The sequence below is a fragment of the Allobosea lathyri genome, assembly GCF_900108245.1.
Taxonomy (GTDB): Bacteria; Pseudomonadota; Alphaproteobacteria; order Rhizobiales; family Beijerinckiaceae; genus Allobosea; species Allobosea lathyri.
Map to the genome: position 1 here is coordinate 144,985 of NZ_FNUY01000007.1, position 25,943 is coordinate 170,927.

A 25,943-nucleotide genomic window follows, 5' to 3' on the forward strand; every position below is an offset into this window, starting at 1 on the left:
CAGAAATCCATCATGCCGGCGCCTTCTCATGGATCCAGCCACGCAGCACCGCGACCGAATCGGCCGGGTTCTGCGAGACCAGTGCGCCGATCTTCTCGACGGACTGGGCCTTGAGCTGTCCCTTGATCTGGGCGACCGCGAGCATGCGTTCGGAGGGTGCCTCGACATCGACCCCATCGTCCCCGCCGACAAGCGCGCGCGACGAGCCGGCAGGATTTCCCGTCGCGCCATCCTGGATCAGCACCGCGCCATTGCGCATGAAGGAAGGGATCGCCCTGCCGCCATTTTCCGAGGCGAGCACCTGCTTGAGCAGGGGCCGCACCACCGTCATGAGCACGATCAGCGTCAGCAGCGAGATCACGCCGAGTTCGGCGAAGCGGACCAGATCCTCCTTGGTGAAGGAGAGCAGCTGCTGCATCAGGCCCTGCTCGACGAGGTCGGCCTGGGCCGGGGGAGCTTCGGCGAAACGGAGGTTGACCACCTCGATCTTGTCGCCCCGCGCCTGATCGAAGCCGACGGCCGTGCGGACAAGCTGCCCGATGCGCTCGATCTCGTCGCCATTGCGCGGCTGATAGGCCAGCTCGCCGGCGGGGCTGCGGCTATAGGTGCCATCGACCAGCACCGCGACCGACAGCTTCTTGATGCGGCCGCCCTCCAGCACCTCGGTGCGCGTGGTGCGAGAAATCTCGTAATTGACCACCTCCTCGTTCTTGGAGGAGGCGTCCTTCTGGTTCTGCTGCGTGCCCTGCGTCTGCTGGGCGCCGGGCAGTTCGTTGCCCACGGTGACCGCGCCGTTGGCACCCTCGGTGGTCGCCGAATTCTCGGTGCGGTTCTGGCTGGAGCGCACCACCCGGCTTTCGGGATCGAAGGTCTCGGAGCGGCTTTCGACCCGGTTGCTGTCGAGCGAAGCCGAGACCTGCACGCGTGCCCGGCCATGGCCGACGATGCTGGCGACGATGTCCTCGATCTGCAGCTTCAGCCGCTTCTCGATCGCGGTCTGGCGCTCGTCGATGCCCAGACCGATCAGCCCTTGCTCGCCCTGCGCGCCATCGGCCAGAAGCCGCCCGCGCTCGTCCACGATCGAAACCCGCTCGGGCTTCAGCCCGTCGACGGCCGACGCAACGAGATGGCGCACCGCCCGGACCTGGGCGACGTCGAGCTCGCCTGCGAGCTTGAGCGCGATCGATGCGCGGGGCGGCTCGCGATCGCGCTCGAACAGGCGCTTCTCGGGAATCACGAGATGCACGCGCGCCGCCTGCACCCGGCTGATCGAACGGATGGTGCGCGAAAGCTCGCCTTCCAGCGCGCGCAGATGGTTGATGTTCTGGACGAAGCTGGTCGAGGAAAAGGCGTCGCCCTTGTCGAATATCTCGTATCCGACGCCACCGCCGGCCGGAATGCCCTTGCTGGCGAGGTCGAGCCGCAGGCGCGGAACATCGGCCTTGGCGACAAGCACGGTCTGCCCGTCGCTGCGCAGCTCGTATTTGATGCCGCGCGTATCGAGATCCTTGAGGATCGAACTGACATCCTGATTCGAAAGATCGGAAAACAGCACGCTCATCGCCGGCTGGGACATCTTCAGCATGACGAAGCCGAAGAAGCCGACAAGGCCCAGCGTAACCGCCAGCATCGCCGCCAGGCGCGCCGCTCCGAATTTCGTAAACTGCTCGACGATGCCGCTCACGCCGCTATCCGTTCCACAAAGCCGCACCGGTCACACATAGAGGCCGGCTCACTAGGCAAGTTTTTCCCAGTGCATGGTTAGCGGGTGGTTAATTTTGCCGGGTTGTTACGAAAGAATGTCTGGAACGGCCAGGGCGGAGGGCGCGCCGACACGAAATATCCGACCCCTCCCTGAAGGCGGGAGAGCGGATTTCGCGCAGGGCGGGCACAAAAAATGCGGTCCCGGATGTCCGACGGTCTCCGGAACCATCTCGCGGCCGCGAAGAAAAAACGCACTGCAACAACAAAAACAATGGCTTAACGACCGCGAAAACTGACCTACAATGGTTCCGGCTAAGGGTCGCGTTCGATAACGAAAAAGAATCGGAAGCCGGGAGGACGTGATGCTGATCTGGACCGCGATCGTTTGGCTGGCCTGCACCGCCCTGTTCCTCGAGATGGCAGACCGCGCACCGACCATGGATTGAACTGCGCGATTCGAGGGTCTCGATGTGCAGGTGACCCAAATCCAACCGCAAACGGTGAGCCTGCCGTAATGATGGATGCCGCCGGGCGCGCTCCGATCTTGCCGTGATCGACCTGAGAGACCCGCTTCGGCGGGCTTTTCTGCGTCAAGGCATGCTGATTTGATCTGGAAACAGGCCGTCATCCCGGACAAGCGGCGAAGCCGCGCAGCTCCGGGATCCATCGTAAGCAGCAGAGCTCTATGATGGATCCCGGGCCGACCTTCGGTCGCCCAGGATGACGGCGTGTTTCCACGCAAGATCGTCGGACTCCGGGCGCTCCGTCCTCTGGACCGGAAGAATTCCAGCACCGGCCGCCCGCGATCGTCGATGAGCGATAACGCGAAAGGCGCCGGTCCCGGGAGGGACCGACGCCTTTGAACGTAAAGCAGAGCGCCGGTGCTACTGGCGATAATGCTGGATACGGGTCGTACGCAGACCCGCAAGACCATGCTGGTCGATCGACATCTGCCAGCTCAGAAACTCGTCGACCGTCAGCGTATAACGCTGGCAGGCTTCCTCCAGACTCAGGAGTCCGCCACGGACGGCTGCAACAACCTCAGCCTTTCGCCGGATCACCCAGCGGCGTGTATTCATCGGCGGCAGATCGGCAATCGTCAACGGACTTCCGTCCGGTCCGATTACATACTTCACCCGCGGTCGCAAAGGCTCGGTCATGGTACACTCACACAACTCAACAGACCTACTTGTGCTGAGCATAGGGCGCCGGCTTTAAGATTTGCCTAAAGGGATCACGCGGGATTTCCGTGTTTTGGCCGGGCTGCTAGTTCGTGCGGACCACGCTCTTGACCTTGTCGATCGGCACGCCGATCGCGCCGATCTTGAGCGTCGGGATCGAGCCGGTGAAGTCGACGCCATCGACGATGCCGCCGATCTGCGTCTTCGCCGTCATGATCTCGCCGGCGACATCCTTGGCATCGATTGTGACCGTGTACTCGCCCTCGGCCGCGTCCTGGCCCGTCGAGGTCTTGCCGTCCCATTTATAGGCCTGATCGCCGGCCACCAGGCTTTTCGTCATCGTCTGCACGACGCTGCCGCTGGCGTTCTTGATCGTGATCGTCGCGGTGCCGGCACGCGGCACGTTGACCTGCCACTCGGCATTGCCGTCATTGAGCTGCGTTGTCGCACCATCGGCGGTGATCTTGGCGCCGATGAAGCCGACAGCGTTCGTGGCGGTGCCCGCCGCGCTGAGGCTGAGCAGCGAGCCCAGCGTCTCATTGGTCCGCAATTGCTGCTCGACGCCGGCGAACTGGACCAGCTGCGCGGTGAACTGGTTGGTATCGAGCGGGTCGAGCGGCGACTGGTTCTTGAGCTGCGTCGTCAGCAGGGTGAGAAACTGATCGAAATTGCCGGCGATCGACGACGAGCCTGCGATATTCGCAGTGCTCGTATTGGCGGTATTCGAGGCGCCGCTTGTGCTGGAGACTGCCATGGCGCTCCTCCTTGTTCAGATGCTGAGATCGACGCCGCCAAGCCTGACAAGGCGGCGGATCGGTGCGGGTTCGGCGGGAACGATCGTGTCGTCGCTGGTCGTGGCGCCCGCGGCGGCGCGGCTGCGTTGCGCTGCCTCGTCCTGCTGCCTGTTCTGACGAAAGCCGGACTGGTCGGACGGGTCGCGCAGGGTGATGTCGACGCCGGCATCGGACGGCTTGAGGCCGGCCTGCTCAAAGGCCCGCTCCAGGGTGCGCGCGTCGCGCTGCAACAAGTGCAGCGTTTCGACGCGATCGACGACCAGCCGCGCGCTGACCTCGCCATCATCCGAAATCGAGAGATTGACGTCGACGCGCCCGAGTTCGCCCGGGTCGAGCCTGATATCGAATTGCCGCGCACCCGACAGCGCCTTCAGGCCGATTTCGATCGGCAGGACGTGGAGCGGCGTCGGCTGGCCATCCGACGTGCCGCGACCGTTCACGCCGGTCGACGTCGCGGCGGCAGGCTGCTCCAGCGCGGCAAGGAGGCGCAACGGCTCGGCCTTGGCGGCGGCCTGCTGCGCCAGCGCGGATGCATCGATCGGGCTCTGGACCTGCAGCGCGGCCTCGAGCGGCTTGAATTCGGCGAGAGCGCTCGCCGGCCCGGCGATCTGGGCAAACGAGGCGAGTCCCTCGGTGGCGGCAATTGTCGCGGAAGCCTGTCCGCCTGTGATCGCAGGCTGTGCCGGATCGCCCTTATCCGGGCCTGCCGGCGCTTTCGCCTCCGGGCCGGTCGAGGCTGCAAGCTGTGCAGCGACCAGAGCCGTCTGCGCCGGTTGCGTGGCTGGATTTTGCGGGGTCGTCGGCTTGGCGCTTCCGGCGCCGATCACGGCGGCAGCGCCGGACGGGGCGGTCGTCGCCTTGGCAGCGGGATCAAGCACCGGCGCGAGATTCACGCCGATCAGCGGCAGAGCCGCAATCGCGACGAGTTCAGCCGGAACTTGCGGCGTGACGACGACGACCGGCGCAGCCTCGCCTTCCGAAGCCTTCGCCTCGGATGCAGCTTTCTCGGTCTCGGCGGACATTTCGGCTTTGTCCGAGGTGCCGGCCTTGCCCGCCTCAGACGTGCCCATCTCGGCGTTGCCAGCCCCAATCTTGCCCGTCTCAGACCTGCTCGTCCCAGACTTGCCCGTCTCAGACTTGCCCGCCTCGGCCTTCTCTGCCTCGGTCTTCTCTGTCTCCGTCTTGGCCTTGCCTGCCTCAGTCTTGCTCGCGGCTTCAGCCTTGACCGTTGTCGCGGTATTCCCCGAAACCTCGGCCTCGATCCCCGCTACGGCAGCAGCTGCGGCCGCGGCGGCAATCGTGACCTGCGCGCCGACATCGGGCTTGGCTGCATTCGCTGGAGGGGCAGGCACCGTCTCGTTTGGCTTGGGCGTGTCCTCCGGCTTGGCGACAGGCTCGTGACGCGTCTCCGCCGACACGGCTGCCGCTTCGGCGGGCGCAACCGCGGCCGCAGCGGCCTGTTCGGCGCGAGCATCCGGCAGCGTAAAGGGCTCGGACTCGCGGCCTGCCTCCGGCTCGGCCGCGCGCCGGCGCTGAGCCGGAGGCTCGGACGCTGGCGAAGTGTTCGACAGAGGCTGCATTGACATCAGGCGGTTCCGGAACGCGGGCAAAGAGATGCCCCCGCACCCTCCAGCAAGTCCCAAGCCAGATATGCCCATCGATATTTCAAAGGCTTAGGCCACATTCGCGCCATGGTTGGCGGCAAGAACCGCCGCCCTGCCCAAGCCGGCCGGCAGGATTTGCCGATCGCCTGCTGGCAGGCAGCCCGCAAAGCCGGTATAGAGCGCCTCATGACATCGCCCCGGAACTCCCTCGATATCGCCAAGCCGCCAGCGGCGACGCGCGTCGTCGCGGCGATGTCGGGTGGCGTCGATTCCTCCGTCGTCGCAGCCCTGCTCAAGCGCGAGGGCTACGACGTCATTGGCGTGACCCTGCAGCTTTACGATCATGGCGCGGCCGTTCATCGCGCCGGTTCCTGCTGCGCCGGCCAGGACATCCACGATGCCCGCCGCGTCGCCGAGGCCATCGGCATTCCCCATTACGTGCTTGATTACGAGAGCCGCTTCCGCGACGCCGTGATCGAGCGCTTCGCCGAGAGCTATCTTGCCGGCGAGACGCCGATCCCCTGCGTCGAGTGCAATCGCACGGTGAAATTCCGCGATCTACTGGGATTGGCGAAGGAACTCGGCGCCGACGCGCTGGCGACCGGCCATTACGTCGTCAGCCAGGATCTGGGCGATGGCCACCGAGGCCTGTTCCGTGCCGCCGACACCACCCGCGACCAGAGCTATTTCCTCTATGCGACGACGCAGGAGCAGCTCGACATGCTGCGGTTCCCGCTGGGCGGCATCGACAAGGCGCAGACCCGCGCGCTGGCGGCGGAACTTGGCCTCGCCATCGCCGACAAGCCCGACAGTCAGGACATCTGCTTCGTCCCCAACGGTCGCTATGCCGATGTGATCGAGCGGTTGAAGCCAGGCGCAGCGCGGCCGGGCGATATCGTCCATCTCGACGGCCGCGTGCTCGGCCGCCATGACGGTGTACTCCGCTACACCGTCGGCCAGCGCAAGGGCCTGGGCCTGAGCGCAGCCGAGCCGCTTTATGTCCTGCGGCTCGACGCCGACGACGCCCGCGTCATCGTCGGCCCCCGCGAAGCGCTCAGCGTTCGCGAAATCCGGCTGCGCGACCTCAACTGGCTCGGCGAGATCGCGCCCGATGCGCTGCCCGAAGGCGGGCTGGACGTCGCGGTGCGCGTGCGCTCGACCCGCGCGCCCTGCGAAGCCCGCCTGACCCGCGACGAGGCCGGGCTCAAGGTCGAGCTCGCTGGCGAAGAGGAGGGCGTTTCGCCCGGCCAGGCCTGCGTGATCTATGCCGATGCCGGCCCCGGCGCGCGCGTGCTCGGCGGCGGCACCATCATGCGGCGGCCCCTGCCCGTCCCGGTGCCTGGACCTGCTCTCGCCCTCGCCTTGCCCTGATAAAGGTCGCCAAGGCCCTCCCCTTTCCCGCCGCGAGCCTTCTCCATGCCCGTGACCTACGATCTCGACAGCCAGAAGCGCGTCTACGCGACCTGGGCCAAATTCTACGACAGGGTCTATCAGCGCATGCTGGCCCGGCCGCAGCGTGAAGCCGTGGCGGCAGCCTGCGCCTGCGGGCCCGATATTCTTGAGATCGGCGTCGGCACCGGCCTGACGCTTGCCTATTTCACCCCCGAATCGCGCGTACTCGGCGCCGACCTGTCGCTCGACATGCTGAAGGTCGCCAACCGCAAGGTGGCGAGGCAGAAACTCGGACATGTGCGCGGGCTGATGGTGATGGATGCCTGCCGGCTCGGCTTCGAGGCCGAGCGTTTCGACGCCGTCACAGCGCAGTTCGTGATCACGCTGGTACCCAATGCCGAGCAGGCACTGGCCGAGATGGACCGCGTGCTGAAACCCGGCGGCGAGATCATCATTTCCAGCCGCCTCGTCGATGATGGCGGCGTTTTCGCGCCCGTATGGACCGCTCTTGCTCCGCTTGCCAAGGCGATTGGCTGGAGCACGGACTTCAAGGTCAGCCGGCTGACGGGCTGGGCGGCCGCGACGGGCCGATACGAAACCGTCCATATCGGGCGCGGCTATTTCAAGGTGGTACGGCTGCGCAAGCTGGCATCCAGGCCTCCATCGGACCAGGCTTGAACCGGCCGGACGTTTTGGCCGGATCAAGGCTTGACGAGCGGACGCCCCATTGCCTATATCGCGCCCTCACGACGGCACGCCCACTTCGGCGCACCGATCCGTGCGGCGGGGTAGCTCAGCTGGTTAGAGCAGCGGAATCATAATCCGCGTGTCGGGGGTTCGAGTCCCTCTCCCGCTACCATCCGCCCCCCCGACGATGTTGCGGGACGGAAAATGCTCCCCTCCGATCAGTTTCGTTAGATGCCCGTCAATCCGTAAGGCCGGGCTCGCGCCGGCTGCCCCCGGCATCACCACAATCTTGTCGATCAGGCTGCGCAGGGCCTGCTTTGATTCTTCGCCATGCTCGGCGCCGGCCGCGATCGTCTCGTGCAGGGTGTCGATAGCGCGCAGATAGGCCGTCACCGCCGCCGGGTGCAGGGAGACAATGCGCGGCGGTTCGTCCGTGGCGGCCAGTTCGCTGCGAAGCCGGTCGCGCACCACCTTCAGCGGCGGCAGTTCGCGCTCAAGCTCATCCTCCTCGATCAGTCCCTTCACATAGGCGCGATACACGCGCTCATGTTCGCGCTCGGCTGCCGCCAGTTTGCGTTCGATGCGGGCGCGCTCGTTGACCTTGTCGGCGGCCAGGCGCTGGCGCTCCTCGTTGTAGACACGCAGATAGAGCGCGATCGCGTCCCGATGGCCCAGCTGCTCGCGCAGGCCCACGACGACGTCGGCCTCGATGCCGTCGAGATAATAGGCGCGGCGGTTGCTGCAACTGTTGGCCTCGGCCGCTTGCGTGCAACGTATCCTGACCCGACCGTGATCGCGATCCTTGACCGACATGCCCGCGTCGCAGGCGCCGCAGCGCAGCAGACCGGAAAGCAGATGCCGAGGCGTGACGCGCTGGCGCGGCGCCATCTCTCGCCGCCCGCCGCGACGCTCCTGGACCGCCGCATAGAGATCGGCCGCGACGATCGCCAACTGCGGCGCCTCGCTGGCCTGGTGCTCGTCTGCCGGATTGATTCGGGAGATGCGCTTGCCTGTCGCCGGATCCTTGATCATCCGGACCCGGTTCCAGACCGGTCGTCCGGCATAGAGCGGATTGACGAGGATGCCGTGGCCACGCTGGCGGTTGCCATTGATCGTGGATGCCGTCCAGAAGCGCCCGCGCGGCGGCAGGATGCCTTCCTCATTGAGGCAGCCAGCGATGACGCGGGGGCTTCTCCCTTCGGCATACTCAGTGAAAATGCGCCGGATGGTTTCGGCCTCCGCATCGACGATCTCCAGTTCGCCGACCCGGCCGGGAACAGGCCGGTAGCCATAAGCTCGGCCGCCGGCATTGCGCCCTTCCCTGACGACGCCGGCCATGCCGCGGCGGATTTTCTGGGCCAGCCCTTTGAGGAACAGCGCCGACATCGTGCCCTTGATGCCGATATGCATCTCGGAGACCTCGCCGTCGGCGACGGTGACGATCTTGACGCCGGCGAAGGTCAGCGTCTCGAAGAGCCGTGCGATGTCGGCGAGATTGCGCGACAGGCGGTCGAGATCCTCGGCGACGATCAGATCGAGTTCGCCGGCGAGCGCCAGTCCGATCAGGCGCTGATAGTCAGGCCGACCATGGATCGAGGCGCCGGACGCGGCATGATCGGCATATCGGCCCGAAAGTCGCCATCCGGCCTTGCGGACATAGGCCTCGCACAGCGCGAACTGATCATCGACCGAGCGATCATTCTGCAGGTCGGTTGAAAACCGGGCGTAGATCGCTGCGCGCATCGGTCTCTTCTCTCCCCTGCCCCATGGCGGCGGCATGATCACGGCGAGCAGCCTCGCGCGCAAGCGCTTCGATCAACCGGGCCAAGCCGGGATCGAGCGTCGCTTCGCGCCTGGCTGCGGCGCGCGACATCAGCCGAGCGCCTCGCAGGTCGGGCGATTCGCCAGTTCGACCAGCACGTCGGCGTGGCAGGGGGCACCGGGCCTGCACCAGCAGGCGAGATTCCTCCCGCGCAGCTTCGAGCGGATCTCCTCCATGGCCGGAGCCCTGCCGACTTCGACCTTGGGGCCGAGTGACAGCCTGCGCTCGCCTGAGACGATGGCCGGATCGAGTTCTATCGACAGCGTGCGCATGCCGTGGCCGGGGTCGATCCACTCGCGAAAGGCGCTCACCGACGCTTCCTGTCGGCCCGTCGGATCGGCCCTGCAGCCATAGGACAGGGCCGCCCAGCAATAGGCGCTATCGCGGAAGTTGAACGGGTTGCCCCATGGGCCCGGCCGCGTGACCTTGACGGCCTGCAGTCCATTGAGGCCTAGCGACCAGGCCTGCAGGTCGAAACCATTGCGGCGGGAGAGCTGGAGGCGGACGGGCTTTATCATTGCCGCCTATCCATTTGTCGGTCGAACAATCCGCTTTCAATTTCGCGGCTCCGCTGGCGGACACTCTTCGGCAAGGCCTCGCAGATCTGGGCTATGACGGTGTCGCGCGATTGCCTGGGCAGCATCGCTATCAAGACCGCCGCGGCGCCCATGGCGGCGACGGCCGCCTCGACGGTATTCTTCGCGTTGCCGAGATCAACTGCATCCATCGCGGTGCGCAGGAAAACGTCTCGCAATTCCATCTGTGGATCGCTCATCGCCGAAGCTCCGGCATGGCGTTGTGCTCGGCGCCGTCGAGGAGACGTCCGGCCTTTGCCTTCCCGAACTTGGCGATCAGCTCCGCGTGCTCGTCATCGAGCCGGCCTGTCGCCATCGCCTGACCGCGCAACAGCTGGCCATCCCGGCATAGGACGGCCAGTGCACCTTGCTGGCAGGTTGCCGTTTCGCTTGGCGCCCATTCTCCCCATTGCTTGAAGAAGAAAGCCGTGCCAGCAGCGGAGCAGCCGTCGCGGATTTGGCGAGGCCAGTCGGGATGCATCGGCCGGGCGTCTGTGCCGCTCTCGCCGCCGACGATTATCCAGTCGAGCGTCGCATGCAGGTTGCCGCTGCTGGGCATCGACGACAGGTTGAACCAGTCGAGGAAATCTTCCTCCCAGGTCGGCGATGATCCACGCCAGCTTCCGATCTCCTCATTCCAAGCGCGCGGCTTTAGCGCATCCATCTCGCCGTCACCGTTAATGTCCAGCAACGTGAAATCGATCGGCCCGAGCAGCGGCTCGGCGGAGACGAAGCGCATGGCCGCCGGCGTCGCCAGCAGATCCGGCACGCGCTTGTCGGCACGGCGCTGATCCTCGGCGGAGACGCCAAGCCAAACGTTCGGGAGGGGCCAGGTTGAGAATGCACCGATGCCGCGCGACCGGTGCTTTCCCTGAATGCTCTCGGATCGCCACTCTGGTGCCCAAAGGCTCATTATCTGGGACGACACATCCCACGCCAGGTGGTTGCGGACGTCTTGGATGTCATCGCCTGCCGGTCTGGTCAGATAGGCCCGCATCCGCGCCGCGCGCTTGGTCAGGATTTGGAAGGTGTGCTGGGGCGCCAGCGCCATCACTGCGAAGACGCGGTCGATCCATTCGTCGGGCACGTCCTCATGAAACAGGTCGCCCATGGAGTTGACGAAGATCCGGCGCGGCTTCTGCCAGCGCAGCGGCTGCAACAGGATGTGCTCGGGCGCCAAAGCGAGCTTGCCCGTCCAGACGGCGCCGGCCTTGCTAGGCTTGGTAGTGCCGCGATAGTGCGGCGCGGTGCCCATGGCCTCGATCCGCCCGGCCATCGTCATGGCGTAGCAGTTGGTGCAGCCGGGCGAGACGATGGAACAGCCGACGATCGGGTTCCATGTCGCATCGGTCCATTCGATACCGGTCTTGTCAGCCATGATCAGCCCCAGAAGAATGCGACAATGAGTAGGAGCGCCCCGGCAGCGGCGCCGGGCACGAAGGGCACGAACAGTCCCGGCCAGCCCGAACCGGCGTGCAGCAGCTCAGTCGGCTCGGCGGGTGGTGACGGCGGCAGGCGCGGACGCTCTTTGTGAGGCACGCGGTTCATGCCGTCTCTCCGACGGCCTGCAGGTAGAGATCGAGGATCGCCTCTTCCTCGGCCCGCTCGTTGGCGTCGCGCTTGCGGATGGCGATGACCCTGCGGAGGATCTTGACGTCGTAGCCGTTGCCCTTGGCCTCGGCGTAGACCTCCTTGACGTCGTCGGAGATCGTCTTCTTCTCCTCCTCGAGACGCTCGATGCGCTCGACGATGGATTTCAGCTGGTTGCCCTGGATCGGCTCATCCATGTCGGGATCGTTGCGGGGATAGGTCACGACGTGACGCCCCCCATCAGACGTTCGGCGGCCTCGATGACGAGGCAGCGCAGATTGACGCGGCGGGCGTTGAAATTGGCGCGGGCGGCTTCGATCTGTTCCATGCGCTTCTCGATGCCGGCGCGGCGCCGGAGGAGATCCGCCTCGATCCGGCGGGCCTCCTGTCCGAGCCTGTTGAGCTGCGCCAATTCGCGGTCGCTCTTCGCGCTCTCGGCATTGAGTGCGACGAGCGCCGCCTCGACCTCGACGAGGATCGCCTCGGCTGCGACCGGCGGCGCTTTGCGTGCGGCGTGGTGGCCGTCGCTGCCATAGGCGCGGCGGCCGGCGAATGTCAGCACCAGGCAGGCGCCACGGGCGTTGTAGAGCCCGGCGAACTCTTCCATGCGGGCGAAGCCGCGTGCCTCAAGGCTGCGCACCGTGGCGTCGCGCACGGTCTGGGCGGGATGGGCACGCGAGCGCCAGCTGCCGTTGGGCTCGTGGAAGAGCGCGCCGCAGCAGAGCAGGCCAAGCGCGATCCGCATCTGCCCGGTGATCGGGCGCGGCATGGTTCGCGCCCGCGTCGGCATCTGGACGACTGCGCTCATTGGCGCGCGGCCTTGCTGGTGTTGCGGGCGCGGAGCTTGGCGGCGGGGAAATGAGCCTCGATTTCGGCCTCGGTGAAATCGAGCAGCAGATCGTCACGGGTGACGCTGCCGCTGCCGGCATTATGCCGGATGATGAAATCGGCCATGTTGGCGACGATGTCGCGGCCGGCAGGGCGTGTCGTATGGGCTTGGTTGAGCATCTGTTCGTCTCCGGCACGCAAGAGGAGATGCACCCGCTCTGAGCGGGGAACGGCGCGGGTGCGCTCTGCCTGTCGTCCGGTGCCGCGGACGCAAGCCGAGATGGGGGATGGGGAGAGGGTCGCGGTCACGCGCCGGCGCCGAGCGCCGACCAGATCCAGACCATGGCGACGAAGATGACGAGCGCCAGCAGCTCGCCGGCTGTGGCAAGCCAGCGACGGAGGATCAGCCGCCGGGCGACGTCACGCGGGGTCTGCTGGGGGATGTAGAGGGCTGGGACTGCCGACACGCGGGCCTCCATCGGGGTTCGATGGGGGAAATATGATTGGATAAATCCAACTGTCAATACGAAAATTGGAAACATCCTATTGAATGCAGCGTGTGAACGGAATCACACGGTTCTTGCTATGTTCTCAATGCTGAGCCAGCTTGTCTCGATCCCCAGTGGAGTTCGATAATGCCGCTTCCCGATGGCCTAGCCGCTCGTTTCAAGGTTCACTACCGCTGCCTCAACTGCGAGCGGAACATTACCAAGACGCTCGACGTACCCGACGTCGAGGACGCACCGAGAGGTGTCGACGAGCTTCTTGAAAGCGCGTTTTTTCAGAACCAGCGCTATTTCTGTGACGGCTGCGAGAGCTTTATCGGCACGCTAATAGGCGTGTCGCAATGGCGGCCAGAAGAGCAGTGCGTTTGAAGCTGTCGGCAGAAGCCGGCGCTATAGATTGAACTCGGCCACAAGCCTGCGGATGATGGCGATAATCTCGACCTTTGTTCCATCATCGGCGTTGTTGTCGCGCACCACGACGATCGGCTTGTGGCGCGGATTTGTGGAACGCGGGTGAAATTCGACGCGATCTTCGTAGATCTCAAGCTGCTTGACCGACCACTCGCGCTCCAGGCCGCCGTGCCGCGTGCGTTCGACGGCCACAATCATACCATCGCGCAGCGGTAGTCGGTCCGCTACGTCCTCGTACGATATCGCTGAGAGCCGATCGCCCGACATTATGGGGCGGGGCTTAAGCGCGTTCATGCTGTCGCCGTCGACCTCGAATGCCATGTGGCGAGCATCGGGAAATCGCGGGTCGCGCCGGTCATAGATGACCTCCGGCTCGTCCCAGTCGCCCAGATCCTCAATGGCTATGAAGTCGCCGGCCTTCAATTTGCCCGCAACCTTGATGGGGATCAGACTCTCGGTTGTTGGTCGAATCTCCGAGGCGGAAGATATGTCGTTCGCCCGGGACGGCTCCGCACCCAAGGCTGGTGCCCTCCCCGCCATCGCGGCGACAATATCGGTTGCCGCGCAATCGAGCGCGAGGGCCAGCTTTGCGATGTTGGCGCCCTGAACGCTCTGCTTTTTGCCGATCAAAATGTCGTTGACGAATGAGCGCTCCAGCGAGCCGGTGCGGGCCGCTTCGAACGGGTTGCGGTCAAGCTGCTTTAGGCGAGCAGTCACAAAATCTTTGAGGCTGGACATGTTGGAAATATCCCACATGTCAGCACCCTTGCGCGAGTTGGAATAATCCGCTTGACTAAGTTGGATTGATCCAACTATCGCTTGGGTTATGGAAGCCGAACTCAAGCAGCACCTGCTCACTCTGTCGGACGCCTTTGCCTCGTCGCGGGGCGTCGGTGTCACCACGGTTTGGCGCCAAGCCATCAACGACCCGACGTTCTACGATCGGCTGAAATCCGAAAAAACCATCACGATCCGGACTTATGACCGCGCAGTTTCTTGGTTCTCCGAGAATTGGCCGTCCGATCAGTGCTGGCCTGACCGCGTTCCCCGCCCCGTTCCCGAGACCATTTCGTAACGCCTGCCCGCCGGCAGCGCGATTGGTATCGCGCGCCTCTCACAATCGAGGTTTCCATGCGCATCAAGGATTTGAGCTTCTACCAGCGCAAGGCGGCGATGGCCGACCTGATCGAGCGCGTCGGCGGTCCGACGCGTGCGGGACAGCTGCTTACCGTGACGCAGCAGCTGATGAGCCGGGTGAAGGATCGCGACGATCCGACCATGCTCACGCTCGACGGCAAGCTGGCGCTGGAACTCGAATGCGGCGAGCCAGTCGTCACCCGCGTCGAGGCCGAGTTGCTCGGCTTCCGGCTTGAGCCAATCGCGCGCCCCGTTGCCGAGCCTGACGGCACGCCGTTCGACGCGCACGCCGCCGTGATGGCGGAGGTGGCCGATCTGTGCCGCTCGTTCTCCCGCAGTGTCGCGGACGGCAAGTATTCCCGAACTGATGCCGTGACCGTCGGCCGCGATCTGGCCGAGCTGCGCCGCTCGATCGAGCGTTTCGACCGCGTCCATGCCGCGATCCTCGCGGGCGTTTCCGCGTGAACGACTGAGTTCCGTCGCGTCCTCGATTCCCGCTTGCGCACCGGTTTCAACCCCCTTGGCCGGACGCGCAAGGCGCGGCCCCTGCTGTGCCCGAGACCCGGCAGGGGTCGCGCTTTCACCTTTCAACCGGAGTGCGGCATGACCCGACACGGCGACTGGATTCAAACCTTTTCCGGACAAGCCTTCTGGCCGCTCGATCCGCGTCCCGAGGATGTCTCGATCGTCGATATCGCGCATGCGCTGGCGCATCTGTGCCGCTATGGCGGGCATACCCGGCTGTTCTATTCGGTGGCCGAGCATAGCGTGCTGATGGCGGGCGCGGTCGCACCGCAGCACCGGCTCTGGGCGCTGCTGCATGACGCCTCGGAAGCCTATCTCGTCGACCTGCCGCGCCCGATCAAGCGGGCGATCCCGAGCTACAAGGCGGCGGAAACCGCCGTGATGTTGGCGATCTGCGCGCGCTTCGGCCTGCCCGCCGAGATGCCGCACGAGGTGCATCTCGCCGACGGCCGGATCCTCACCGACGAGCGTGAGCAGAACATGGCGCCGCCGCCGATGCCCTGGGCGGCGGAGGAGCAGGTCGAGGCGCTCGGCGTCACGCTGGAATGCTGGAGCCCGGTGCGGGCCGAAGTCGAATTCATGACCTTGTTCGACAAGCTTACGGAGGGGCGCTTCGCTTCGAGCGCTCCGTTCGTCAACAAGTCGCATCGTGGCGGCCAGCGCAACGGGTGGTCTCATGGCTGAGCCCTTCCATCCGCTCGCCAATCTCTTCCCGCTGATCGAAGGAGTCGCCTTCGACGATCTGACTGCCGATGTCCGTGCAAACGGTCTGCGCGAAAAGATCGTGCTGATCATGGATGGCGACGACATCCTGATCCTCGACGGGCGCAACCGCTACCGCGCAGGTTGCGCCGCGGGCGTCATTGCGCCTGGTGCCTTCGAGCACCCAGGCGGCGGGCATCTCCTGCCGCAGTTCCGCTGGTTCCTGCCCGAATATGACGGCACGCCGCTATCGTTCGTGCTCTCGCGCAACCTGCATCGCCGTCATCTGTCCGAAAGCCAGCGTGCCATGGTTGCGGCGAGGCTGGCGAACATGGCGCCGGGGCGCCCCGTTTCGTCGGCCGATAATGCGGCAAACTTGCCGGGTATCGTCGTGCCATCACCACCCCCCGTTTCGCAGGCGGAAGCCGCGCAAGCTCTCAAGGTGTCGGAGCGCAGCGTGCGCGCCGCGAAAGCCGTAGTCGATCATGGTGCCCCCGAACTGGCTGAGCGTGTCTCGCAAGGGCAGGTTTCCGTTTCCGCCGCGGCCGATCTGGCGCGGCTTCCGCTTGCGCAACAGCAGGAGGCTATCCGCTCCGCCGATCCGGCTGCGCTCTATCGCGTAATCAAGGAAGAGCGCGACATTCGGCAGGCTGCGAAGAAAGAGCTGCGCGCGCACAAGGAGGTCGCGCTCGGCGAAAAAATCGAGCAGGGCAACGCCGCGCTGTCAGAGATGATCGCTCGCGGTAAACGCTATGGCGTCATTCTCGCCGATCCGGAGTGGCGTTTCGAAGTCTATTCGCGCGAAAGCGGCATGGATCGCGCCGCCGACAACCACTATCCAACCTCCCCGACCGAGGCGATCTGCGCCCGGCCTATCGCCGATATCGCGGCTGATGATTGCGTGCTGCTGCTGTGGGCCACGGTGCCGATGCTGCAGGACGCGCTGCGCGTCATGGCGGCCTGGGGCTTCACCTACAAAAGCCATGTCGTCTGGCTGAAGGACGAAGTCGGCACCGGCTATTGGTTCCGCAATCAACATGAACTGCTGCTCGTCGGCACACGCGGCAATGTGCCTGCGCCGGCGATGGGGACGCAGCTGCGCTCGGCGTTGGCCTTCCCCGTGGGGCCGCACAGCCAGAAACCGCCCTTCGCCCATGAGATCGCCGAGGCGTATTTCCCGAGCCTGCCCAAGATCGAGATGAATGCGCGTGAGGCCCGGGAGGGCTGGGACCTTTGGGGGGCGGAGGCGCCACCTGTTGCGCCCGTGACGGTAGGCTTGGACCTGGCTACCGGTCCTGACATCAGCGCCGAGGTTATCGTCAGCGTCGGCGATGACGGGGCGCGCGTGGTCGAGTCCATCGCGATCGATGCGGCAGCCCCGGCGAAGGGTCGGAAGAGCAAGCCGAAGGCTGCCAAGCGCGACAGCTGGCAGGTCGAGCGCGACGAGCGGAATGCCCGCATCGATGCCATCGCGGCGGAGTTGCCGGAGGATCTGGCCACACTGACCACGGCTTATGGCGAGGCGATCGACCTGCACCATGACGCCGTGATGCGCGAGGCCGTCGACGAAGCCGGGGCGCAGCGCGAGCGCATGGATGCGATCCTCTATCGCGCCAATGGCCTGACCAGCTTCGGCGTCGGCTGCAACGATGCGCCGATGTCGATCCGACGCGCGAACTGGGCGCCTTGCGGCACCGTGCCCAAATGGGGCCAGACCGGGCAATTCATTGTCGAGCACCGCGATGTGCGCGCCATCATCTGCTTCGGCGATCACGAGGGCATTCACGCTGCCGATTTCAACCGGCCCTTCCCTTCGGAAACCGGCTTCCATTCGATCGGCGCCACGCGCGAACCGGGCATGAGTGTCGAGGATTACGGCCGGGCGATGATCGACGGCGCGATTGCCTATTCGCCTGATGGCAAGAAGGGCAAGCCGCGTCCATTCCTGCTGCCGGAGACCGCATACAGCCTCGCGGTCGATGAGCGCGGCTATCTGTTGTCGCGCCGTCGCGGCGTCTGGATCGACGCCGCAACGCCCCCCGATGGCATCGACATGGAGGGGCTGGAGAGCATCCGCCAGCGGTGGAGTGACGAGGATCGCGCCCGGTGGATGGATGGCAAGAAGGGCAAGCGCAGCCTGCCCGAAAGCCGGCATCCGAACCACAAGATCATCGCCGTGAGCGGCGCGATGCTGACGGCTGTCGCGGATTACCCGACTGCCGGCGCTTATGTCGTGACGGATTCCGAGTGGCGCGGCGAAGAGCGCTTCGACGGCTGGCGGTTCGTGGCGGATGCAGCGTTGCTGGATGGCGAGGCGGCGGAATGAGCCGCGTCGAACATCTCTCCGATTCCGTGACACTCTATCTCGGCGACTGTCGCGAGATCCTGCCGACGCTCAGCAAGGTCGGGCGGCTGATCTGCGCGCCTTATGGGCAGGGATACAAGGTCAACACATTTTACGCGGGCGGTACGCGGGCGAAGATGGTCGTTCAGAAGGGCGGCAGGTCCCTTCCCGTCCATTCCAGCACGCATGCCGAGATTAAGGGCGACGACGAGCCATTCGATCCATCGCATATCCTTGGTTTGGCGCCTGACATGCTGATCTGGGGCGCTCATCGATTTGCCGACCGCTTGCCGCAAGGCTCCTGGCTCGTCTGGGACAAAGTGCCCAACGGCAAGATCAAGGATCAGGGTGACGGCGAGGCGGCGTGGATCAATCGCGATCAGCCGATGCGGATCTATCGATTGCTCTGGGACGGGCTCAGCGTCGGGACCGGCGCGCGCCATGAGGTGACCGCGGGACAAAAGCGGCTGCATCATATGCAGAAGCCTGTCGCTCTCATGGCTTGGTCGATCGACCAGCTCGGCGGCACCGGCGACGTGCTCGATCCCTATATGGGCTCCGGCTCGACTGGCGTTGCCTGTGTCCAGCGCGACATCGCCTTCATCGGCATCGAGGCCGTTCCCGCGTATTTCGATATCGCGTGTCGACGTATCGCCAACGAGCTTAAGCGCCCTCGCTTCGCCCTCGGGGCGCCGGCTCCGATCGTCAGGCAGGAGGCGCTTGAGCTATGAGCGCCGCCCTGCTCGGAGCCGCCATGAAGGCCAAGCTCGGCTCGCGCACGCGCAAGCTGGTGCTGATCAAGCTCGTCGACTGCTGCCATGAGGACGGCACCCACATCTATCCCTCGCTGGCGACGGTGGCGGAGGATGCCGAATGCTCCATCGTGACCGCACGGCGGACGCTGAAGGAGTTCGTGGCCGTCGGCCTGCTGCGCATGGTGCGCGAGGGCGGCGCAGGCCGACGCTCGACCAACCATTACGAGATGGATGTCGACCTGCTGTTCCGTCTCCGCCGGCCGGAATTCTGGCCGGCGCTGGAGGCCGCCGCGCTGCACGATCCGCTGCCGGACAATGACGACGAGGACGATTCCAGCCATGCGCAGGGCGCGGGCGGCGCGGTCAATGCTTCGCCGCCATGCGAAACTAAGGGTAACACGGTGATACCCTATCACGGTGATACCCTATCATCTGGCGCGCTTAGGGTATCATCTGATGAGACCCAACCCCTTAGTAGAACCCTTAAAGAATCTGAGAGAGAGCGTGCGCATGAGCGCGGGGACACGCCAACGAGCGAGGGCGAGCCTGCGGGCACGGCCGAAGTCCGGCCATCCGCCACGCTCGACGATTTCCGCAAGGCCTATCCCCATGCCGGGGCTGACGAGCAGGCGGCCTTGGCCTCAGCCTGGGCGACGGTGCCGTTCGGCGAACGCTGGGCGGCGATAGACGGGATTCCCGGGTTCGTCTCGGAGCGGAAGGCGGCGGGGTATGCTGGCCGGCTCTCCGGCCCGAAATACCTATCCGGGTTCAACTGGCGCCATGTGCCGAAGCAGGCTGCTGACCGCGCCTTGGCGCAAGCGGCAGGCGCTTTCGTCGAGATCAAGGGCTGGTCACGCGAATGGTGGCTGATGCTGCTGGCCCGCATCGCCGACGGGCAGCGCCAGAAGATCAGCTTCTCGGTCCAGCAGGCAGACGCGGGCAAATCGATCTCCGTCGCGGCGGGTGATCTCACCGCTGCGGTCAAGCGCATCGGCGAGCTTCAGCCCTATCGCTGCGACGGGCCAGAAATCGACGCTTGGCGGCCATGGCTTGGCGCAAAGGGCGCGCGCATCCCAGTCTTCAAGGGCGATTTCCGGGTGTTCCTGCCGGGCGCACTGCCGCCGGGCCGGAAGGATGACGATGGTGATGATGGGGTGACTTTCTGATGGGCAACCGGGCAAGGCACTCGAAACCGCCAGCAAAGCCTGACTACGGGCTCCGGCAGGAGTTGGTCACCAAGGTTCCGGCGCCGATGGATATCGACCTCTCGCTTGACTGGTATCTCGTCTATACGGCGCCCCGCATGGAGGCGAAGGCGGCGCGCTCGCTGTCAGAGGCCGGATGCAAGGTCTTTCTTCCAGCGCTGCATCGGGTCATCACCTGCGGCAAGAGGCTGATCGAGCATGATGTCGCGACCTTCCCGCGCTATCTCTTCTGTGCCGGCATGCCTTTCCGCAGGCGCGGACGGGACATCATCGGCGATGACGGGGTGTCCGTCGTCACGGTGAATGGCCGTCCCATTGACGATATCCGCGATATCGACGGCGTTCAGGAGGTGGTCGGCACGGCGCAGGGCTGGCTCAAGGTTCCATCCGCCGCCGTCGGCATGGTAGCGAACTTCCAGAACGACATCACACCACCGCGCCATGATGTGCTGAAGCCAGAGCGCTCGGTGAAGGTCGGTGACAAGCTCACCGTGATCAGCGGCCCATTCATGAGCTTCCAGGCTACCGTGATTGAAGCCATCGGCCTGCATCGTGCCGATGTCCTGATCGACATCTTCGGACGTGAGACGGTGGTGACGATGGGTATTTCACAACTTGACGCGGCGTGACCGCTTGACTCACTGCGGGCGAATCGGTGCCTATAGCGGCACGGTTCATCTGGCAGTTTGATCGCCCTTCGGGGAGTTGTATCTCACGGATCCCGCGCAAGCCTCACCAGCTGCCTTGTGCGAAGCTATGCAGCCCGCAGCCTCACGGCTCGCGGGCTTCTTCATGTCTAGATACATGGGACGCTTGAAGGCACTGCCACCGAGGATCGCCAATCTTGGTGCACGCATCGCCCGACCTGAGAAGGTGGTCGAACCTTGGCTATCCTGCTCCGGATACCAAGGACGCCGGCAAGGCCTGATCCGATGCGCTGCCTGCCGCCTGAACTCGTCACGCCGCCCTCCGGCGATGTCGTTTCGCTCATCGATGCGAAACGGCATCTGCGCGTCGATCACAACCTTGACGACGACAGGATCACGCTGGCGATTCAGGCGGCAGTTTCGCATCTCGACGGCTACACCGGCATTCTCGGTCGGGCGCTGCTGGCGCAGAGCTGGCGCCAGTTCTCGGCCTATTGGCCAGCGTCGCGCTGCTTCGATCTGGCCCTGGCGCCCGTCGCTGAGATCATCAGCGTTTCGGCGCGCGGTAGCGGTGGCCTCGTTGCGGTGCCGTCGTCGTCCTGGCGGCTGTTCTCGGGCGCCTCGCGGCCGATGCTGATGCTCAACCGCGACGCCCAGCTGCCGGATCTCGACGGGCAGGCAGACGCCGTAACGGTGACCTACAAGGCCGGCTATGGCGAGGCAGCGGAAGTTCCCGCTGCGATCCGCCACGCGATCCTGCTGATGGTCGGCGACGCCTATCGCTTTTCAGAGACGGTGGCGCTCGGCGCGTCGTCACCCGTGCCGATGTCGATCACGGTCGATCGGATGGTATCGCCTTTCCGCCGGAGCTTTGTCTGATGCTCAGCGCCGGCCAACGCAATAACCGCGTCCGCTTCGAGCGGCGGATCGAGGGCGCCGATGACGGCACCGGCAATGTGCTGCAGTCGTGGTCGCTGCTTGTCGAATGCTGGGCCGGCTTCCGGCCGAAATTCGGACGCGAGCAGCTCGAAGCCGGCCGGTTGGAATCGTCGCTGCAGGGCACGCTGACCGTACTGCGCTGGCCGGCGACTGCGGATGTCACTGCCGCCGATCGCGTCGTCTTCCTCGCCGGCCCCTACGCCGGCAAGGTCTGCCAGATCCTGTCGATCATCCCGACGCCCGACAATGCCGAGATCGAGATGATGTTGCAGGCCGGCGGCGCCACCTGATGCCGCGTGTCACCTTCGGCCGCGATTTCGACTGTCCGTGCAAGCCCGGTGTCTTCATCGCCTACAAGGCCGGTCAGCGCCTGCTGATCCCGACCGCACATGCCGCGCGTGCGAGCGCTGCTGGAGTTCTCGACGATGGCGAAGGGCGCAAAGAGGCTGGCCGCCCGGCTGGCGAAGATCCCGCTTCAGGTGCGCGCCGCGGCGGCGACTGAAGCGCTGCTCGCAGCACAGCGGCTTGGACAGCTGATCGCCGCCGCCGCGCCTGTCGACGAAGGCGATCTGCGCGCCTCGGTGCGTGTCGAGGGCGGCGCGCGTGGCGATCGGTTTTATGTGAAGGCCGGCGGCCCGACGACGACGAAGCCGGTGCGCAAAGGTCAGTCGGCGACCTATGACGCGGCCAATGCGGTCGAGTTTGGAACGCAGAAGATGAAGGCCCGCGAGTTCTTCTATCCGACCTATCGCGCCAACAAGAAGCACATCCGCGCCGGCCTCGAACACGAGATCAGGAAGGCCGTGGCGAAGTTCAACGGACAGGGCAGCGAATGAGCGATCCAAGCCTTGCCCTACAGGGTGCGATCAATCTGAAGCTTCGGGCCGACGTCACTGTATTGGCGAATCGGGTCTATGACCGGGTGCCGACGGCGGCGACATTCCCCTATCTGGAGATCGGCGAGTTTCAGGCGCTGGATGATGGCGCGCAGTGTCTCGATGGCTTCGAGGTCTTCGTGCCGCTGCATATCTGGACCCGGCCCGGCGACGCTCCTGATCCCGGTCAGACCGAGGCCAAGGCCATTGCCAGCGCCGTGCACACGTCTCTGCACGAGGCCGATCTCACGCTCAGCGGCGCCTGGCAGTTTCTCGAAATTGCCTGGCAGAGCACGCGATATCTCAAGGATCCGGACGGCCATACAGGCCATGCCGTGCTGACCTTCCGCGCGCTCGTCGCGGCAGCCTGACCAACCATTTTCACAGCAGCGGAGGCCGCAATGGCACAGCCCACAGTCCTTTCGTTCGGAAAGGGCCTTTTGTATCTCGGCGACGGCGCTTCGCCGGAGGTCTTCACCAAGATCTGCGGGTTCAACTCGATCAAGCTGACGATCGACAAGGATACCAACGACGTCACGATCCCCGATTGCGACGATCCCGATGCGCCCGCCTGGAAGGCGACGGATGTGCTCAATATGGGCTGGTCCGCCGAATTCGAGGGTATCTCGACAAAGGAAGGCGAGCCGTTGCTCTGGGCTGCGATCAACCGTGCCGAGGCGACGAGCCTGCGGCTGCGCATGGTCGGCTTTGGTTCTGGTTCGGGCACACCCGATCTGCAGTTCTCCGGCAAGGCGCATATCGCCGGCGACATCACCGGTCAGCGCGGCAGCAAATGGCAGACCAGCGCCAAAGCAACCGGCGACGGCGCGCTGACCCGCACCATGGTTGCGGCGCTGACATGAGCCTTTGTAGCATCGAAATGGAATGGGCGGACGGATCGCATAGGTTCTGTCTGCCGCTCGCGCAGTTGGAAGAGTTGCAGACTCAGTGTGATGCCGGACCCATCGTCATCTCAAATCGCTTAGAATCGGGAGAATGGCGAGTGAGCGACATCTACCAGACGCTCCGCTTGGGGCTGATCGGCGGTGGCATGGCGCCTGTCGATGCACTCCGTCTTTGCAAGGCCTACGTGCTCGATCGACCTTGGCTGGAAAATGTCCGCCCTGCCCACGCTGTTATCCAGGCGGTGCTGATAGGAAAGCTGGATGAGCCAGTGGGAAAATCGCAGGCGGTGGGGCAGGAGAGCGACCCGACCGCCTAAACGGAAAGCTCGATTTCAGGGACCTCTATGCATTTGGGGTGGTGATGGGCTTCACGCCTGCCGAAGTAGGAGCGATGTCGCTATGGCAGCTCATGGTGTGCGCGGATGGCTGGGCGAAGGCAAACTCGCCGGAAGCAGCAAAGCGCAGCAATGACGATACGGCCGATGCTCTAGAGGCTATGCTCGACGCTGCCCCGGACTACATCCTCTGAATTACACGGGCGAAGCGCGTTCCGCCGAGGTCGCCTTGCATCCTACCCTGCCAGCTTCTTGATGGACGAAGCCAAAATTCATGTCGCGTACGGTGACCGTCTTCTTTGCAAGAAATTCGCGATAGGCAATGCGCTGGGCCTCCCCCAGCTTAGTGCCGCTCTCGCCGAAGAAATCGCAGGTTATCGTGGCGTCCTTGAGATGTATGTCGGACCTGTTCTGAATTCGGAATGTGAGAACGGCGACGCTCGATAGGCGGGACGATTTTCCTTGGACCTCGACGCTGAGATGGTCCGCTAACCGCCATGACTCGGGGATCACAGTCGGTTGGCGTTCGGGAACGGGTTTCTCGGTCTGGTGGGTCTCGGCGCGCCGATCGGGCGTCACCGCCAGCCCCGCCGCGAATAATCCGCCGAATAGCAGCGCCGTACCGCCTACTGCCTTGCCGATCAGCCCCATAACGCCCGCGCCCCTGCTCTGCGGGGGCACCGATATCACTTTCACCGAAAGCGCCCAATGGCCAACGATCTCGTCATTTCGGTTGGAGCTTCGATCAAGGATCTCGAACGCCAAATGCGGGCAGCGGCTAAGCTCACCGATCAGGCTGCTGACGAAATGGAAGCTCGATTCAAGCAGGCCAACCCATCATTTGGGGGGGATTTCGGGCTGGGCGTGCTCAAGGGTGCAATTGCAGCAATCTCTTTCGAGAAGATCGCCAGCGGTATCATGGCCGCAAATCGAGAAATCGCAGCGTTCGGCGAGAGCGCGCGGCGCGCTGGCGTCGAGGTCGAGCGCTTTCAGTCGCTCCGACTCGCCGGCGCAAACGAGGGCATTGCCGGCAAGGCTTTCGATTCCGGTCTCCAGGGATTGGCAAAAGCGCTGAACGACTCTCGGCGCGAGGAGACTGAGCTTTCCAAGCTGCTCGATGCCAATAACATCAAGGTCAAATCGCGTACTGGCGAGATCATCTCGACAAACGAAGCTCTGGCCATTGCCGCAGATCTGATCAGTCGAGCTGCAACCGAACAGGATAAGATCGAGATTGCCAAGCGGTTTGGGTTGCCGGCCGATTTCGTCCCGCTACTCGAAGGTGGGGCTGCGGCTCTGGAGCGGCTCGCTCGGAACGCGGCGGATGCAGGCACGATCCTAAGCTCGGAAGTGATCGACAAGGCAAAGCAGTTCGATCAGGCGTGGGATACGGCATGGAATGCGTTCACATCCAATGCGAAGGCCAGCGTCACGCAGGCAGGGCTCGCATTGGCCGAGGTGATCAGCAAGGCGGTCGAATTTCAGAATCGCATGGAAAACGCGCGACGGGCCGGCGCCGGGATTGGGCAGACCTTCGCCGACCTGTCCAATGGCAAGGCGCCGGCGGCTCCCAACGAAGCGGTCCCTACGGCTACTTCAGCGCCTTTCCCTCCCTCTCGGCCATCGGGCGTTGTGGTCGGGCGGACTACGGCGATCCCGACCAAAGCGACAGGCGGCGGCGGGGGCGGTAAGACCGAGGAAGAAACAGCACAGGCGCGGCTGGAGAAGTATATCGAAACGCTGATGCGCCAGAACTCGGTGCTCGATGCGGAGGTCGCGACCTTCGGCAAGTCGAACGCCGAGAAGCGCGCCGCGGTCGAGTTGGCCAAGGCCCAGGTCGATCTTGCCAAGCTCGACGAAACAGAGCGCCAGAAGATCATCACCTCGCTGACGCGGGAGATCGAACTCTCCGAACAGAAGCGCAAGACGCTGGCCGATCTCAAGGCGGCCCAGGACGGTCTGCGGGATGCGCAGAAGTTCTTCGGCGATGCCGCTGTCGATGCGCTGGAGGATCTGATCGTCAACGGCAAGAAGGCGGAGGACGTCGTCAAGAATCTCGCCGCCTCGCTGGCAAAAGCTGCGCTGCAGGCGGCACTAATGGGCTCCGGCCCGCTCGCTGGCCTGTTTGGCTTGAAGGGTGAGAATGGCGCGACCGGCGGCCTGTTCGGTTCACTGTTCTCCGGCAATCTCTTCGGCCGCGCGACGGGTGGCCCGGTCAACGCCGGCCAGCCCTATCGCGTCGGCGAGCGTGGCCCGGAGACATTCGTTCCGACATCGCCGGGCAAGATCGTCCCGGCCGGTCGCGGTGGCGGCTCGATGGCGCTGACTGTCAGTGTCGTCGGCGCGCGCGGCAATGCCGAGATCGAGCAGATGGTGCAGAGCGGCATCGTGTCGGGCCTGAAGGCCTACGATGCCAATTTCGACAGGCGGCTTGGCGAAGCGCGGTATCAGTCCGCGCGACGCTCCGGCCGGTACTAGCG

33 protein-coding genes, 1 tRNA gene and 1 pseudogene are annotated in these 25,943 nt (G+C 64.8%); 19 read left to right on the forward strand and 16 right to left on the reverse strand.

Features of this window, described 5'->3' with window-relative positions:
- Window positions 1-10: 10 nt before the first annotated feature.
- The 4 genes from fliF to C4S73_RS17235 form a co-directional block, all read right to left on the reverse strand.
- Window positions 11-1,684: a flagellar basal-body MS-ring/collar protein FliF gene (fliF, locus tag C4S73_RS17220; RefSeq protein WP_103873745.1), complete on the reverse strand. Its 1,674-nt coding sequence runs from the start codon at window positions 1,682-1,684 to the stop codon at window positions 11-13.
- Window positions 1,685-2,588: 904 nt separating this feature from the next.
- Window positions 2,589-2,864, reverse strand: a complete 276-nt coding sequence (sciP, locus tag C4S73_RS17225) for a CtrA inhibitor SciP (protein WP_038359348.1) — start codon at window positions 2,862-2,864, stop codon at window positions 2,589-2,591.
- Between the two features lie 106 nt (window positions 2,865-2,970).
- Window positions 2,971-3,639, reverse strand: a complete 669-nt coding sequence (locus tag C4S73_RS17230; RefSeq protein ID WP_103873746.1) for a flagellar hook assembly protein FlgD — start codon at window positions 3,637-3,639, stop codon at window positions 2,971-2,973.
- A gap of 15 nt (window positions 3,640-3,654) precedes the next feature.
- Window positions 3,655-5,265 (reverse strand): flagellar hook-length control protein FliK, encoded by a 1,611-nt coding sequence (locus C4S73_RS17235; RefSeq protein WP_160115802.1) that lies wholly within the window; start codon window positions 5,263-5,265, stop codon window positions 3,655-3,657.
- A gap of 204 nt (window positions 5,266-5,469) precedes the next feature.
- On the opposite strand from C4S73_RS17235, the gene mnmA reads away from it, so the two are divergent.
- The 3 genes from mnmA to C4S73_RS17250 all read left to right on the forward strand — a co-directional run bounded on the left by mnmA (window position 5,470) and on the right by C4S73_RS17250 (window position 7,534).
- Window positions 5,470-6,654, forward strand: a complete 1,185-nt coding sequence (gene mnmA, locus C4S73_RS17240) for a tRNA 2-thiouridine(34) synthase MnmA (RefSeq protein ID WP_103873954.1) — start codon at window positions 5,470-5,472, stop codon at window positions 6,652-6,654.
- 45 nt (window positions 6,655-6,699) lie between these two features.
- On the forward strand, window positions 6,700-7,353 hold the full coding sequence (locus C4S73_RS17245; protein WP_103873748.1) for a class I SAM-dependent methyltransferase: 654 nt from the start codon (window positions 6,700-6,702) through the stop codon (window positions 7,351-7,353).
- A 104-nt stretch (window positions 7,354-7,457) separates the two neighbouring features.
- Window positions 7,458-7,534 (forward strand) — tRNA-Met (locus tag C4S73_RS17250).
- A gap of 581 nt (window positions 7,535-8,115) precedes the next feature.
- Here the strand turns inward: C4S73_RS17250 and C4S73_RS29070 are convergent.
- The 10 genes and pseudogenes from C4S73_RS29070 to C4S73_RS28275 form a co-directional block, all read right to left on the reverse strand.
- Window positions 8,116-9,141 (reverse strand): annotated as a pseudogene (locus tag C4S73_RS29070) (recombinase family protein); the annotation flags it as partial.
- On the reverse strand, window positions 9,059-9,235 hold the full coding sequence (locus C4S73_RS28265; RefSeq protein WP_160115803.1) for a hypothetical protein: 177 nt from the start codon (window positions 9,233-9,235) through the stop codon (window positions 9,059-9,061). The gene C4S73_RS28265 and the pseudogene C4S73_RS29070, both read right to left, overlap by 83 nt.
- A complete protein-coding gene (locus C4S73_RS17265; RefSeq protein WP_103873749.1) occupies window positions 9,235-9,702 on the reverse strand; it encodes a DUF4326 domain-containing protein in 468 nt (155 codons plus the stop codon). The genes C4S73_RS28265 and C4S73_RS17265 overlap by 1 nt, the downstream gene beginning before the upstream one ends.
- Entirely contained in the window at window positions 9,699-9,959 is a 261-nt protein-coding gene (locus C4S73_RS17270; RefSeq protein ID WP_103873750.1) for a hypothetical protein, read from the reverse strand. The genes C4S73_RS17265 and C4S73_RS17270 overlap by 4 nt, the downstream gene beginning before the upstream one ends.
- Window positions 9,956-11,137 carry a phage Gp37/Gp68 family protein gene (locus C4S73_RS17275; RefSeq protein WP_103873751.1) on the reverse strand — a complete coding sequence of 394 codons (1,182 nt, stop codon included), beginning with the start codon at window positions 11,135-11,137 and terminating at the stop codon, window positions 9,956-9,958. Before C4S73_RS17275 ends, C4S73_RS17270 begins: the two co-directional genes overlap by 4 nt.
- 2 nt (window positions 11,138-11,139) lie before the next feature.
- Window positions 11,140-11,307 carry a hypothetical protein gene (locus C4S73_RS28270; RefSeq protein WP_160115804.1) on the reverse strand — a complete coding sequence of 56 codons (168 nt, stop codon included), beginning with the start codon at window positions 11,305-11,307 and terminating at the stop codon, window positions 11,140-11,142.
- The gene (locus C4S73_RS17280; protein WP_103873955.1) at window positions 11,304-11,546 is read right to left on the reverse strand and encodes a DUF2312 domain-containing protein; all 243 of its coding nucleotides are present in this window, start codon (window positions 11,544-11,546) and stop codon (window positions 11,304-11,306) included. Before C4S73_RS17280 ends, C4S73_RS28270 begins: the two co-directional genes overlap by 4 nt.
- Window positions 11,547-11,569: 23 nt before the next feature.
- Window positions 11,570-12,157, reverse strand: a complete 588-nt coding sequence (locus tag C4S73_RS17285) for a hypothetical protein (protein WP_103873752.1) — start codon at window positions 12,155-12,157, stop codon at window positions 11,570-11,572.
- Window positions 12,154-12,357, reverse strand: coding sequence for a hypothetical protein (locus C4S73_RS17290; RefSeq protein ID WP_146071379.1), 204 nt, complete (start codon window positions 12,355-12,357; stop codon window positions 12,154-12,156). Before C4S73_RS17290 ends, C4S73_RS17285 begins: the two co-directional genes overlap by 4 nt.
- A 125-nt stretch (window positions 12,358-12,482) precedes the next feature.
- Window positions 12,483-12,644 carry a hypothetical protein gene (locus C4S73_RS28275; protein WP_160115805.1) on the reverse strand — a complete coding sequence of 54 codons (162 nt, stop codon included), beginning with the start codon at window positions 12,642-12,644 and terminating at the stop codon, window positions 12,483-12,485.
- Window positions 12,645-12,812: 168 nt separating this feature from the next.
- Between C4S73_RS28275 and C4S73_RS17295 the strand changes: the two genes are divergently transcribed.
- Entirely contained in the window at window positions 12,813-13,052 is a 240-nt protein-coding gene (locus C4S73_RS17295; RefSeq protein WP_103873754.1) for a hypothetical protein, read from the forward strand.
- Window positions 13,053-13,073: 21 nt separating this feature from the next.
- On the opposite strand, the gene C4S73_RS17300 is transcribed toward C4S73_RS17295, so the two are convergent.
- Complete coding sequence (locus C4S73_RS17300) at window positions 13,074-13,832, reverse strand: LexA family protein (RefSeq protein WP_146071380.1); 759 nt, start codon at window positions 13,830-13,832, stop codon at window positions 13,074-13,076.
- 88 nt (window positions 13,833-13,920) lie between these two features.
- Between C4S73_RS17300 and C4S73_RS17305 the strand changes: the two genes are divergently transcribed.
- The 14 genes from C4S73_RS17305 to C4S73_RS28280 all read left to right on the forward strand — a co-directional run bounded on the left by C4S73_RS17305 (window position 13,921) and on the right by C4S73_RS28280 (window position 23,657).
- Entirely contained in the window at window positions 13,921-14,169 is a 249-nt protein-coding gene (locus C4S73_RS17305; RefSeq protein WP_103873756.1) for a hypothetical protein, read from the forward strand.
- A gap of 56 nt (window positions 14,170-14,225) precedes the next feature.
- Window positions 14,226-14,696, forward strand: a complete 471-nt coding sequence (locus C4S73_RS17310) for a hypothetical protein (RefSeq protein WP_103873757.1) — start codon at window positions 14,226-14,228, stop codon at window positions 14,694-14,696.
- A 138-nt stretch (window positions 14,697-14,834) separates the two neighbouring features.
- Window positions 14,835-15,440 (forward strand): phosphohydrolase, encoded by a 606-nt coding sequence (locus tag C4S73_RS17315; RefSeq protein ID WP_103873758.1) that lies wholly within the window; start codon window positions 14,835-14,837, stop codon window positions 15,438-15,440.
- Complete coding sequence (locus C4S73_RS17320; RefSeq protein WP_244595642.1) at window positions 15,433-17,784, forward strand: MT-A70 family methyltransferase; 2,352 nt, start codon at window positions 15,433-15,435, stop codon at window positions 17,782-17,784. The genes C4S73_RS17315 and C4S73_RS17320 overlap by 8 nt, the downstream gene beginning before the upstream one ends.
- Window positions 17,781-18,533, forward strand: coding sequence for a DNA methyltransferase (locus C4S73_RS17325; RefSeq protein WP_103873759.1), 753 nt, complete (start codon window positions 17,781-17,783; stop codon window positions 18,531-18,533). Before C4S73_RS17320 ends, C4S73_RS17325 begins: the two co-directional genes overlap by 4 nt.
- A complete protein-coding gene (locus C4S73_RS17330; RefSeq protein WP_103873760.1) occupies window positions 18,530-19,723 on the forward strand; it encodes a helix-turn-helix domain-containing protein in 1,194 nt (397 codons plus the stop codon). The genes C4S73_RS17325 and C4S73_RS17330 overlap by 4 nt, the downstream gene beginning before the upstream one ends.
- A gap of 86 nt (window positions 19,724-19,809) precedes the next feature.
- Window positions 19,810-20,391 (forward strand): transcription termination/antitermination protein NusG, encoded by a 582-nt coding sequence (nusG, locus tag C4S73_RS17335; RefSeq protein WP_160115806.1) that lies wholly within the window; start codon window positions 19,810-19,812, stop codon window positions 20,389-20,391.
- 255 nt (window positions 20,392-20,646) lie between these two features.
- Window positions 20,647-21,288, forward strand: a complete 642-nt coding sequence (locus C4S73_RS17340; protein WP_146071381.1) for a head-tail connector protein — start codon at window positions 20,647-20,649, stop codon at window positions 21,286-21,288.
- On the forward strand, window positions 21,288-21,638 hold the full coding sequence (locus C4S73_RS17345) for a head-tail adaptor protein (RefSeq protein ID WP_103873763.1): 351 nt from the start codon (window positions 21,288-21,290) through the stop codon (window positions 21,636-21,638). The genes C4S73_RS17340 and C4S73_RS17345 overlap by 1 nt, the downstream gene beginning before the upstream one ends.
- 99 nt (window positions 21,639-21,737) lie before the next feature.
- Entirely contained in the window at window positions 21,738-22,184 is a 447-nt protein-coding gene (locus C4S73_RS17350; protein ID WP_103873764.1) for an HK97-gp10 family putative phage morphogenesis protein, read from the forward strand.
- Window positions 22,181-22,594 (forward strand): DUF3168 domain-containing protein, encoded by a 414-nt coding sequence (locus C4S73_RS17355; RefSeq protein WP_103873765.1) that lies wholly within the window; start codon window positions 22,181-22,183, stop codon window positions 22,592-22,594. The genes C4S73_RS17350 and C4S73_RS17355 overlap by 4 nt, the downstream gene beginning before the upstream one ends.
- Before the next feature lie 30 nt (window positions 22,595-22,624).
- Window positions 22,625-23,086 carry a phage tail tube protein gene (locus C4S73_RS17360; RefSeq protein WP_103873766.1) on the forward strand — a complete coding sequence of 154 codons (462 nt, stop codon included), beginning with the start codon at window positions 22,625-22,627 and terminating at the stop codon, window positions 23,084-23,086.
- Window positions 23,087-23,103: 17 nt separating this feature from the next.
- Complete coding sequence (locus tag C4S73_RS17365) at window positions 23,104-23,445, forward strand: gene transfer agent family protein (RefSeq protein WP_244595660.1); 342 nt, start codon at window positions 23,104-23,106, stop codon at window positions 23,443-23,445.
- Between the two features lie 44 nt (window positions 23,446-23,489).
- Window positions 23,490-23,657, forward strand: coding sequence for a hypothetical protein (locus C4S73_RS28280; RefSeq protein WP_160115808.1), 168 nt, complete (start codon window positions 23,490-23,492; stop codon window positions 23,655-23,657).
- Between the two features lies 1 nt (window position 23,658).
- Here the strand turns inward: C4S73_RS28280 and C4S73_RS17370 are convergent, their stop codons facing one another.
- On the reverse strand, window positions 23,659-24,228 hold the full coding sequence (locus tag C4S73_RS17370) for a hypothetical protein (RefSeq protein ID WP_146071382.1): 570 nt from the start codon (window positions 24,226-24,228) through the stop codon (window positions 23,659-23,661).
- Window positions 24,229-24,381: 153 nt separating this feature from the next.
- On the opposite strand from C4S73_RS17370, the gene C4S73_RS17375 reads away from it, so the two are divergent.
- Window positions 24,382-25,941 carry a hypothetical protein gene (locus C4S73_RS17375; protein ID WP_146071383.1) on the forward strand — a complete coding sequence of 520 codons (1,560 nt, stop codon included), beginning with the start codon at window positions 24,382-24,384 and terminating at the stop codon, window positions 25,939-25,941.
- The last annotated feature ends 2 nt before the right edge of the window (window positions 25,942-25,943 follow it).